We start from the raw sequence: 12,421 nt of genomic DNA, 5'->3' as shown, positions 1-12,421 counted from the left end.
ATGTGAAAATTTATAAAAAGTTCAACTTCACAAGAAAATTGATTAGATTTTACCAGTTATGAGATTGTTTTTTGAGGGCGCTCAAATGTAGGAAAGTCTTCGTTAATTAATGCTCTAGCTAATAATAAATTAGCAAAAACTTCTTCAAGTCCAGGACGTACAAGATTAATAAATTATTTTGAAACTAATAATAAAAAGATTGTGGTTGATTTGCCTGGTTATGGTTATGCTAGCATGTCTAAAAAAGAACAGCAAAAAGTTAGCGGAATAATAGATTATTATTTTCGCAACAGCCCAAATGATAAGATAGTTTGTTTCTTAATTGACGCCAAGATAGGGTTTATGCCGATAGATTTGGAAATGATTGAGTATATTAATAATTTAAAAATACCATTTAATATTATTATTACTAAAATTGATAAGGCTAATCAATCACAAAGGCATAGAGTAAAAACCCAGGCACTAACATTTAAAAAAGAAGTAAATATTTTTATAGTATCATCAGAAAAAAAAGTAGGGTTGCAAGATATTATCAAACATTTTGATTTTTAGTATTTAAATATGTTGCTTTCCAAAAATTTAAAATTACTAAAAATTAAATAATCTAGGTTTAATTTAGTGTGCATTGGTCCATTTTTATATCAATTTTTGTATAATTTTACATATGAAAAACAAAGAAGACAAAAAAAGATTACTCATTTTAATAATTCAAGTATTTACTTTATTTATAGTACCAATGATTCTTTTGTTTGTAGGATTATTCCATTTACCTAATAATTGAAGAGTTCCTATTATTGTTATTTATTCGCTTTTGGTATTGGGCCTTGGAGTTTTTATATTTTTCATCATAAGAAGATATTTAAAAGAATCATCAATTGCAAATCAAACCCTAAATCAGTTCATTCAAAACGAAATAAGTGATCAAGGGATTGGTACTATTATTTTTTTAAATAATGGAAGGATTATATGAGCTTCAAACTTTGTTATTAACAAATTTGGTAAGTCGATAGTCGGAAAAAATATAAAAACTGTTTTTAATATTGAAGAATGAGATGGGAATAATAATAACTTTGTTTTTAAAAAAGATGACTATGAGTATGATGTTCAGGTTATTTTTGAAAAAAATATTGTTCAGATTAAAGATATAACTATTCAAACAGCTTTATTAAATGATTATAAGATGCAACGTGTTGTTTTTGGCGAATTTCATATTGACAATATGAATTTATACCAAGTATCCTTATCACAAGAAGATCTTTATGCTATATATTCAAGTTTCGGGTCCTTGTTTGATGATATTTCTAAAAGTTATAATATTATTTACCGGCAATATGAGAATGGGCGTTTCTTTGTTTTAACTAATCAAGAAACTCTTGAGCAACTAGAAAAAACCAACTTTGAGGCATTTAATCAACTTAAAAATAAGAGTCTGCATAAAGGTATATCCTTGACATTGTCTGGTGGGTTTTCATATGGTTTATTCAAGTTGGAAACACTTGATAAATTAGCCAAAGAGGCATTATTACAATCCAAAACCCGTGGTGGAGACCAAATAACTGTTTTAACAAAAAATGAACATCCAAGATATTATGGAACTAGCTCAGAAATAAACATCAATATGTCTCGTACTAATGTTAGCTATATTTCTAAGGTTTTGATTGCAAAATTAAAGTCTAAGAATATTAACAAAGTTATAATTTATGGTCATAAGAACGCCGATCTTGACGCGCTGGGTTCTGCGTGGGGTATTCATAAATTAGCAAGAGCTTATGAAAAAGAAACATTTATTCAAAACAAGACATTCGATGAAACCACGCAACGCGTTTATGATCATATGAGTCCATTAGACAAGCAAATCTTTATATCGCCAAAGGAAGCGACATTATTAAATGATAAAAAAACACTTGTAGTAATTTGCGATGTTGCTGATGAAACAAGAATTGAAAATCCCAACGCATTTAAAGGTATTGAAAAGGATAATATAATCATTATTGATCATCATCGAATCGGGGCAAACCCATTATATGCTTTTAGAGAAAATACTTATATTGACTCATCAGCATCGTCAGCCTCAGAAATTGTTAGTGAAATAATTGCTATTTCAAATAATGGTGACAAGATGGATGAGATCACAGCACAATATTTGTTAAATGGCATTTATCTTGACACTAATAATTTTCAAAAACAAACAAGTTCCAAGACTTTTTCAGCAGCTGCCTTATTAGAGATATGAGGCGCTAAGATCCAAATTTCAGTTAATACTTTAAAATTAGATATAGAAACCTTCAAACAAGTTTTAGAACTTCTTGAAAACTTGCAGGAGGTTAAACCTGGATATTTCATTGCTTATAAGAATATTTTTGTTTCCCCTGATGTAATTTCAATTGCTGCCGATGAAATCCTAAGAGTTAATGGAAGAAAAGCAGCCTTTGTTATTGGCAAATTAGCTGGGACTAAAAAATGTAAGATGTCAGCCAGAGGAATTGACACTAATGTTCAATTAATTGCAGAAGCAGTTAACGGTGGAGGACATTATGGCACGGCAGCAGCTGAAAGTGATGAAAATATCGAACTTTTTGTTGATAACTTAATACAAGCGATAGTGAGTGTAAAAAATGAAAGTAATAATAATTAAACAATATGATAAATATAAAGCAAATGAAATTGTTGAAATCAATGATGGGTTTGCAAAAAATTTCTTAATAAAAAATGGTTATGCTCAACCAGTGAATAAGCAAACTCTAGCTAATTTAGAAAGAGTTAAGCAAAACATTGCCGAAGATCATGCAAGGGAAGTTGAAAAAGCGATTGTTTTAAAAGAGCAAATTGAAAAAATAACTTTAAACTTTTTCTTAAAATCGAACGGAAATATTGTCCACGGTTCAATAACCAACAAGGCTATTGAAAAAGAATTAATAAAACATAATATTAAAATTAGTGCTCATGCCTTAAATAAGGATTCTTATAACACCTTCGGAAAACATTATATTAATGTAAAGCTTCACCCGGAAGTTAATGCAATTTTATTAATTCAAATATTCGAAGAAAAATAATTTTACAACATAAAAAAACAATAAAATGAAGGGAGCAAAATGAGCATGCAAACATTAAACCCAAGAGAAACTGCTATTGCTAATAATGAAGCCTCCTTATTGGGATTAATTTTATCTGAACCTGAAACATATTTGAAAATTGCTGTTTTAATAAGGCCAGAAATGTTTCACTTTAAGAGTCATCAAATATTATATTCTGCTATTGTTGAAGTGCATAACTCTACTGAGCATTTTGACCTTTCTAATTTATTGGTTTACTTAGAGCAAAAAAAGCAGTTTGATTTAGTTGGTTCATTTTATATGAATACTCCTGAATATATTGGCTATTTGGTTCAAAATGCTGGTTTCTTGAGTGAAATTGAAATATATGTAAAAAACATAATCGATCAATATAAAATCGATAAACTTAATGAATTAATAGTTGATATTAAAAATACTATTGATAATAAAACCTTTAATGTGTCGGACCTTTTATCACATATTCAATTATCCTTGATCAATATTGATATATCAGAAATTAATTCCTCATTTGAAAAAATTGGCGATGTTGCAAACAATATAATGCAACAAATTTTGCGCAAGGAGGATAGTGATATTGGAATAGGATTGCAACTTGGTTTTCCAGAATTAGATGAATGCTTGCTTGGTTTAAATAGTGGGGATTTAACTATTATTGGTGCTAGACCGGCTATGGGTAAAACGGCCTTTGCTTTGAATATTGCTAATAATGTAGCTAAACAAGGGAAAAACGTTTTATTTTTTAGCCTTGAAATGTCCAATCCACAATTAGTCCAGCGGATGATTTCTATAGACTCAACTGTCCCTATTTACAAACTTAAAACCAAAGAATTAAGTATTGATGATCAAAGAAATTTATCTCATACTGTCGAAAACATGTTTGAGTGAAATATTGTATTAAATGATCTTGCTACTTTAAATATTTCGGATATTATTACCTTATCAAAAAGATACGCCCGAAATGCTAAGGTTGATCTTGTTATTATAGATTACCTGCAACTTATTGGAGACAATTCAAAAAGGTCGCAAGAAAATAGACAACTTGAAGTGGCCAAGATTTCACGTTCATTAAAGCAACTTGGTCGCGAATTAGCATGCCCTATTATTGCCTTAAGTCAATTAAGCCGTAGCGTTGAAAAACGTGAAGACAAAACCCCTATAATTTCTGATTTAAGAGAATCTGGAGGTATTGAGCAAGATGCCGATAGAGTTATCTTTTTACATCGCGATGACTATTATCGAAACAAAAAAAATGATCAAAATGCTAATAACGAACAAAAGGAAATGTTTTCGACAACAAACGTTATTGTTGCCAAAAACCGTCACGGATCAACTAAAACTATTCAATTAGGGTTTTATCCTGACTTTAATAAATTTGTCTATGTCTTAAAGGAACACGGCAACAACAAACATCAAATTTTCAAAGAAAAGGAGGATTAAATCATGGATAAGAAACAAAAAAACTTAGATAAAAAAATTCAAAAAACGAAGCTTTCCGTTGAGCAAAAAAAAGCTCTATATGATGAAAAAATGGCTATCTTAAACCCACAACAAGTAACCATTTTTAATATATGAAAAAAATATCCTAAAAAAGTTATTTGAATGTTATTGAGTGCTTTTTTATACAATATAGCAATTACTGTTTTTCTTAGAAAGGCAGCAACTATTGCTTCGGGCACATCATCGCTTTCTCAAATTATTACTTTTACTGCTCCTGCTACTGCACAATTCTATGGTTTATTTTATGTATTAGTTAATTTACCATTAATGTTTGTTTTCTGAAGAATGAACCCGAGAATGTTTATGGTTTTAACATACTATTGAATGCTATTTCAGGTTATTGTTCAATTAATATATATAGAATATGACGGTCGTGGATCAAATCCAATTGTTAACTTTATTAATCAAAAAATTTCATTCTATAATCCGGTTGGCGAGAATAATTTCTATTGAGCTCCTTTCGGAATTGATACGAGAGTAGTTTCAAAACTATATAACAACGGACAAAGTAAAGAAATATTAAAAGTTCTTCAAGGCGAAAATTTAACAATTGAATTTGATAAAGGCGCTAAGGAAGTTATTACTTATTTTCAAAATCAATACGCTCCAAAAGACTTGAATTTGATAGTTAAAAATATTACTGATTCTGCATTAGTTGAACAATTTAAAATAGGAAAAGTATCACTCTTAGGTTCAATACCTTTATTATTAAAAGATACTAAAATTTATGGTGTTTATGATGGACAAAATTGGCCGGTTCTTGTTTATGCCATTATGGGTGGTGCTTCAGAAGGATTTGCTTCTATAGTTGCATGAAGACAAAAAGGTTCTATTGGAGGAACATCAGTTATTTCTAACTTTATTGCATATAAAAATAAAAAACCAGTTGGTAATGTATTCTTAATGGTAGCAATTTGTTTTTCATCTTCATCAACGATTATCATTGGTTCGTTAGAATTTAGCGGCAATATTACAGGGCATGTTTGAAATTCAGGCTTATTCTTAGTAAGAATTTTAGGTACTATTTCATATTTATTAGTATTTTCGACACTTGTTAATAAGTTTTATCCTAAATATAAGAAAGTTAAAATTGAGATATATACAAGATATCCTGAAATTGTCGCTGAACAATTTAAAAAGATTGGTTATGCTCACTCATTTAATATCTTTAATGGCGTTGGTGGATTTAGCCATGAGGAATTTGGCAAAATTGAAACTGTTGCTTTATTTTTAGAAAAAGATATTATTATGGAACAAGTTAAGAAAGTAGATAAGTCTGCGTGAATAACTACCTCAAATATTCATAGTATATCCGGTGTATTTGATACATCATTTGTTGATTAAGAGTCTATATAGAGACTCTTTTTATTTTTTATAATACTAGTTTCGTATAAAATAAATTTTTATTTCGTTAAAAACTTTATAATTTAATATATTTTATTGGAGCAAAATGAGCAAAAAAGTAATTTTAGGAATGAGTGGCGGAGTTGATTCTAGTGTGTGCGCATACCTACTTTTAAAACAAGGATATGAAGTTGAAGGTTTGTTTATGCGAAATTGAGATTCATTTTTAAACAATGATTTCTTAGGCAATGAAGACATTTCACAAAATATTTGTCCACAAGAACAAGATTATCAAGATGCAAAGGATGTTGCAAATCAACTAAATATTAAGCTACACCGTGTGGATTTTGTTAAGGAATATTGAGACAATGTTTTTAAATACCTAATTAATGAATATGAAATTGGCCGTACACCAAATCCTGATATTTTTTGTAATAAATTTATAAAGTTTAAAGCTTTTTCGGATTATGCATTTAATGAATTAAAAGCCGATTATATTGCTATGGGTCATTATGCATACACTAATGATGGGGAATTATTTCGGGCCTTTGATCAGACTAAGGATCAATCGTATTTCCTGGCTCAATTAAACAATGAACAACTAAAAAAGGTTATTTTTCCTCTAGCTAATATAACAAAAAATGAAGTAAGAACAATTGCTAAGAAGTTAAACTTAAAAACTGCCTTTAAAAAAGATTCAACAGGCATTTGTTTTATTGGCGAAAGAAGATTCACAAAATTTCTTGAAAATTATATTCCTGCTCAACCAGGTGACATAATTGATATTGCCACAAGCAATAAGGTTGGGGAACATATCGGCGCAATGTATTATACAATTGGTCAACGCAAGGGTTTAAATCTCGGTGGATTTAAGAAACCTTATTTTGTTGTTGGACATAATATTAAAAAAAGAATTATTTATGTTGCTAATGAGGACCATAAAGAATATTTGTTATCCGATAAGATTATTGCCAAAGATTGAAATTTAATTGCTAAAACATATAATCAGGAAAACCTGTCGGCCAAATTTAGATATCGTCAAGAAGATATCAAATGTAAGATTCAACTTTTAGACAATAATGAAATTGCGGTCATGTACAATGAAACAGAAGCTATAACCCCAGGACAACAAGTTGTAATTTATGATGGTCAAAAAGTTGTAGGGGCAGCAATCATTGATAGAATTTTTTATAAACAAAAACAAAAGAATTTTTTATAAATCAAATAATGATATAAAACAAGGAGAAAAAATGCTTTCATCAAAACAAATTAGACAAATGTGACTTGATTTTTTTGCTTCAAAACAACATCTTGTTGTAGAATCTAAATCTTTAATACCTCAAAATGACCCTTCATTATTATGAATTAATTCGGGTGTGGCAACATTAAAAGATTATTTTAGCGGTAAAAAAGTTCCGCCCGCAAAGAGAATAACAAATTCGCAAAAATCAATTCGTACTAATGATATTGAAAATGTTGGTATAACCGCAAGACATCACACCTTTTTTGAAATGCTAGGAAATTTTTCTATTGGTGATTATTTTAAAAAAGAAGCTATTGCATTTGGATATGAGTTTATTTTTAATGTATTGAAACTCGAAAAAGAAAAAATATATATAACATACTATGAAGAAGATTTGGATACATATAATAGATGAATTGAGTTAGGTATAAACAAGGACCATCTTATAAGTGGAACAAGAGATACTAATTTTTGAGATGTTGGTCAAGGACCTTGTGGCCCTGATACTGAAATTTTTTATGACCGGGGTGAAAAATATGATAAGCGCGGCATTGAATTGTTAAAAGAAGATATTGAGAATGATAGATATATTGAAATATGAAATATTGTATTTTCGCAATTCAATAATGATGGCGAAAATAACTACTCTGAATTAGCTACTAAAAATATCGATACTGGTGCAGGGTTAGAAAGAATAACCTCTATTATTCAGGATGCGCCTACTAATTTTGATACTGACCTATTTTTGCCTATTATTAGAAAAGTAGAAGAATGAACAAAATATCACTACGATATAAATAACTATTTTACAAAAGAGCCAGAACAGTTAAAAATTAATACTTGATTTAAGATTATTGCGGATCATATTAGAGCAAGTGTGAATGCTATTAATGATGGCGTTAGCCCTTCAAATGTTGGTAGAGGATACATTATTAGACGTTTAATAAGAAGAGCTTACCGCGCTGGTTTATCATTAGGAATACAACAAAAAACTTTTTTATATAAATTAGTTCAAGTTGTTAAGGACTCATTGATATATGAAATCGATGTTAAAACTGTTTCAAGAGTAATTTCGGATGAGGAAAATTTATTTGCTAAAACCATTAAAGACGGCGAAAAACTTCTTGAACACGAACTAAATAAAAAAGGTTTTATTGATGCTAAAATTGCCTTTAAAATGTTTGATACCTATGGCTTCCCTATTGAATTAACGGCTGAAATATTAAAAGAAAAGAATATCGAAATTAATTTGCAAGAATTTTATGATTTCCAAAAGGAACATCAAGAACGTTCAAAAGGCAGCTTAAAGGCTGCGATGCAAAAGGTTATTAATTCGCTTTCACTGGTTGACAGGAAAATTTCTGAATTTATTGGTTATGAATTTCTTGAGTCTAGATCAAAAATTATCTATTTGCTAAATGAAGAGCAGGAAATTGATAAGGTAGATAGCGATGATGATTTTTCATATGTTATTCTTGACAATACTCCTTTTTATGCAACTAGTGGTGGACAAAATCATGACTTTGGCTATATGATGCAAGGAAATAATAAAATTGAAATAATTGATGTATTTAAAGATAAATACCAAAATCATGTTCATTATGTTAAAGGAAAGATTGATAAAAATTTACCTATTGAATGTTATGTGGACAAAGAAAAAAGAATTAATTATGCTAGAAATCATAGTTCAACACATATTATGTTCCATGCTTTAAGAAGAACTTACACAAATGATATTATTGAACAACTTGGTTCAAACATTCATCCTGAATATTTTACATTTGACTTCGGATTAGATCATCGGCCAACTAAGGATGAAATTAAAAAAATTGAGCATATTATGCATGAATATATCGCAATGCAGGCTAAGAGAAATTATATTATTACTTCAGTCAAAAAAGCGCAAGAAATAGGGGCATATATGACAATTGATGAATCTGAATATTATGATGCTAATAATGTCAGAGTTGTTGAATTTGAAAATATTACTAAGGATTTATGCGGTGGGACACACGTTGAAAATTCTGGCATAATCGAGAACTTTAAAATTGTTTCTGTTGATTCAAAGGGAACTGGAATTTATCGTTTGAAGGTTATTACCTCTGAAGAGTATGTTAATAAACATTTACATAATGAAATTTTAGAAAAGCAAAAATTATTGTCTTCCTTGGTAAAGAATAATAGAGCATTAGAATCTAATTATAATTTATCTTATTTGGTAGATATTCCTAGCCTTTCATCGCAGAAAGAAAAAATGTTGGATTATTATGATGAAGTCGAAAGTAAATTAAGAGAAGATTATAAGAAATTATTAAAAGAAAAGAATAATGAATCAGTAAATTTAAATGCTTATAATCCTGAAATAATTGGCAATAATGTTAAGTTATTCATAATTAATGAAAATGATGCAAGCTTACTAAGAAAAATTGCTGTGCAAATTCGTGAAGCAAATGCTGATGCATTGATAATCGGTCTTTCTAGAATTAATGATGATAATTATTTTCTAATTGTTGCTTCAAAACAATATGACTCAGCAAAGATTTTTAAAAGGATAATTTCTAACTTTAATGGTAAAGGTGGCGGTAATCAAATAGTATCGCAAGGATCAATTAATTCAACTAAACAGATTAAAATAATTATGGATGAAATTAAGGAATTAATAAATGCGTAAACTAGCTATGGATTTAGGCTCAAAAACATGCGGTTTTGCTATCAGTGATATTAATAATATAATTGCTTCTGGATTAGAAACACTCTATTTTGAGGAATGACATTTTATCGACGTTATTAGGAGAGTAAAATATTGACTATATGAAAGTCAATATAAGAATGAAATTGATACAATTATCTTAGGTTATCCAACAAGAATGGATTTTTCAAGAAGCCCAAGAACAATCATGGTGGAAAAATTTAAGCAAAGACTTCAAGACAATGTTGAAATAAATGTTATTTTACAAGACGAGAGAGAAAGTACAATATTTGCTGAAAATATTTTATATAATGCCGGATATAACGGCAAAAAAAGAAAAAATAAAAAAGATTCATTAGCTGCCCAAATCATATTAGAGGATTATTTAAAAAAAGGTTAGATTTATGGAAGAAATCAATAAAAACAACAATAAAAACATACGACAAAAATTATTTATCTTCTCACAAGAAAGAGAAATCATTTTGGAAAACAATGTTAAAATGTGAGTTTTGTTTTCGATTGAAGAAAATGGTGAAAAATACATATTTTTAACTAATAAAAAAGGTATTTTTCTATTTAGACAAACAAAATCTCATATTTTAGAAGAGGTAGAAGATGAAGGGATTGTTTCAATCTTAAGTGATTTATTAGAAGAGTTTGCTAATGAATTTGAATTAGTAGATGAAAATGGCGAATCTATTGAACACATTTTGTTTGAAGCTGAGACGGTAGATGATTTATGCGCAAATTAATATATATATCATCTATTTCTAACGGGACAAGCAAAATACCTCCCAACGTAAGAACGGGATTAATTATTTCTATTGCTATAGCTTTATTAATTGCCATTATCGCTCTTGTTCTTAGTCTTTATTATAAGAAGAAGGCTATTAAAAAATATTTATCCCCTAATGAAGAACGCGAAAAAGAAAAACTTATTAAAATTAATCCTAATTATGGTGTAGTTCTAAGTGGTATTAAGAAGTTTTATAATAATGATTTAAGTGATTTTTTTGTATGTTTTGTTGTTAATACCATTTATTTAAATGATTACCATAATATTTATATAGAAGATGATGATAATTATCTTGCTTTATCAGTATCAAATTTAGCTAATAAGAAAGTATTTTTTAATGGAACAATAGATTTAGGTATTAATGAAAAAATTTTATATGAATTTCCAGATCTAAAATTTGAAAATATCCAAAGTGTTGCTAAGCTTCCAAATGACAATGAATTAATAATAATTTTAAATAATAAGGATCAATTATTGGAATCAACCATAAGTTCTAAAATAAACTTTTTAAACCCAAAAGGAATAATGATTATTGAAAATAATAAAAACATTAATTTAGATTTGTTAAAGAAGATATCAGCAAATCTTGGTTTGCGTTATGAAACTTTAAAATTCAAAAATAAAAGTGTTATACTTTTAGCTAAAAATAACATAAAAGACATTGTTGAAAGAGGAGAAAAAGAAGATGGAAGATAAAAAAATATATTTAACAAAGGAGAGCCTTGAACAATATGAAAAAAGATTAGCATATTTGCAAGAAGAAGCTAGACCGTTAGTCATCGAAGAAATCAAGGAAGCTAGAAATCAAGGTGATTTATCAGAAAATGCTGAGTATGATTCGGCCCGTGATAAGCAAGCCGCCATTGAAAACGAAATTCTAGAAATTCAACATATTTTAGAAAACGCCCATATTATTGTTGAAGACACAACCGGTTCTCATATTGTTAAAATTGGTTCAACAGTTAAGGCTTTAAATTTAAAAAATAATGCTGTTTTAACTATTATTATTGTTGGCGCACTAGATGCAGATCCATTTAGTGGGAAAATATCTAATTCTTCTCCGTTAGCCAAAGCAATTCTTAATCATAAGGTCGGCGATATTGTAGAGGTTGAGGCCGCTCCTAAATATAAGGTAAAAATTGAATCAATAATGTAGCTAAATATCCAGATTGTAGATAATTTAAAATATATATTGTGGATATAATAATAAGTTATAGAACTTCCGTATTTTTTAAAAATATAAGGAAGTTTTTTATTTTAAATCTTGAACTTTTTGTAATATTTGCTTTTAGCAAAAATATATAAAAAAATTTTGTTAAATTTATTTTATTTTTTTAACTTAATCATGTATAATGATATGGTACTTATTTTAAAAACGTTCTTATTTAATGTAAAAAATTAAAAAATTTTCATAATAAAAAGTTTAAAATAATGTATACTTATAAAAGTGCACTTTTTTGTGCCTAATATGTAGTTCTTTGAAAACTGGATACGAATACCATAACGTCAATTTTAATTTTTTAAAAATATAATAAAACCAAAATCAAATTTTAAGAGTTTGATCCTGGCTCAGGATGAACGCTGGCTGTGTGCCTAATACATGCATGTCGAGCGAAGGTAGCAATACCTTAGCGGCGAATGGGTGAGTAACACGTGCTTAATCTACCCTTTAGATTGGAATACCCAATGGAAACATTGGCTAATGCCGGATACGCATGGAATCGCATGATTCCGTTGTGAAAGGGGCCTTAAAGCCCCGCTAGAGGATGAGGGTGCGG

11 protein-coding genes and 1 rRNA gene are annotated in these 12,421 nt (G+C 28.8%); all 12 read left to right on the top strand.

The features are described from left to right. Complete coding sequence (yihA, locus tag ACWXVU_RS00720) at positions 1-552, top strand: ribosome biogenesis GTP-binding protein YihA/YsxC (RefSeq protein WP_438340657.1); 552 nt, start codon at positions 1-3, stop codon at positions 550-552. A 112-nt stretch (positions 553-664) separates the two neighbouring features. Then, entirely contained in the window at positions 665-2,635 is a 1,971-nt protein-coding gene (locus ACWXVU_RS00715) for a GGDEF domain-containing protein (RefSeq protein ID WP_444705021.1), read from the top strand. Continuing rightward, a complete protein-coding gene (gene rplI, locus ACWXVU_RS00710) occupies positions 2,616-3,053 on the top strand; it encodes a 50S ribosomal protein L9 (RefSeq protein WP_438340659.1) in 438 nt (145 codons plus the stop codon). The genes ACWXVU_RS00715 and rplI overlap by 20 nt, the downstream gene beginning before the upstream one ends. 39 nt (positions 3,054-3,092) lie before the next feature. Continuing rightward, a complete protein-coding gene (dnaB, locus tag ACWXVU_RS00705; protein WP_455966443.1) occupies positions 3,093-4,511 on the top strand; it encodes a replicative DNA helicase in 1,419 nt (472 codons plus the stop codon). Positions 4,512-4,514: 3 nt separating this feature from the next. Further along, positions 4,515-5,915: a YitT family protein gene (locus ACWXVU_RS00700; RefSeq protein ID WP_456011934.1), complete on the top strand. Its 1,401-nt coding sequence runs from the start codon at positions 4,515-4,517 to the stop codon at positions 5,913-5,915. 106 nt (positions 5,916-6,021) lie between these two features. Continuing rightward, positions 6,022-7,134 (top strand): tRNA 2-thiouridine(34) synthase MnmA, encoded by a 1,113-nt coding sequence (gene mnmA / locus ACWXVU_RS00695; RefSeq protein ID WP_438340662.1) that lies wholly within the window; start codon positions 6,022-6,024, stop codon positions 7,132-7,134. Positions 7,135-7,165: 31 nt separating this feature from the next. Continuing rightward, entirely contained in the window at positions 7,166-9,829 is a 2,664-nt protein-coding gene (gene alaS / locus ACWXVU_RS00690; RefSeq protein ID WP_456011932.1) for an alanine--tRNA ligase, read from the top strand. Continuing rightward, positions 9,822-10,247: a Holliday junction resolvase RuvX gene (ruvX, locus tag ACWXVU_RS00685; protein WP_438340664.1), complete on the top strand. Its 426-nt coding sequence runs from the start codon at positions 9,822-9,824 to the stop codon at positions 10,245-10,247. The genes alaS and ruvX overlap by 8 nt, the downstream gene beginning before the upstream one ends. 4 nt (positions 10,248-10,251) lie before the next feature. After that, entirely contained in the window at positions 10,252-10,599 is a 348-nt protein-coding gene (locus tag ACWXVU_RS00680) for a hypothetical protein (protein ID WP_444705025.1), read from the top strand. Next, entirely contained in the window at positions 10,587-11,339 is a 753-nt protein-coding gene (locus ACWXVU_RS00675) for a BC85_0335 family putative methyltransferase (protein ID WP_444705026.1), read from the top strand. The genes ACWXVU_RS00680 and ACWXVU_RS00675 overlap by 13 nt, the downstream gene beginning before the upstream one ends. Next, the gene (gene greA, locus ACWXVU_RS00670; RefSeq protein ID WP_438340667.1) at positions 11,329-11,799 is read left to right on the top strand and encodes a transcription elongation factor GreA; all 471 of its coding nucleotides are present in this window, start codon (positions 11,329-11,331) and stop codon (positions 11,797-11,799) included. Before ACWXVU_RS00675 ends, greA begins: the two co-directional genes overlap by 11 nt. A gap of 390 nt (positions 11,800-12,189) precedes the next feature. Beyond that, a 16S ribosomal RNA gene (locus tag ACWXVU_RS00665) occupies positions 12,190-12,421 on the top strand; the annotation flags it as partial.

It is taken from the genome of Mycoplasma sp. 2575 (assembly GCF_053851635.1).
This window is presented reverse-complemented; position numbering and strand designations above follow the sequence as displayed.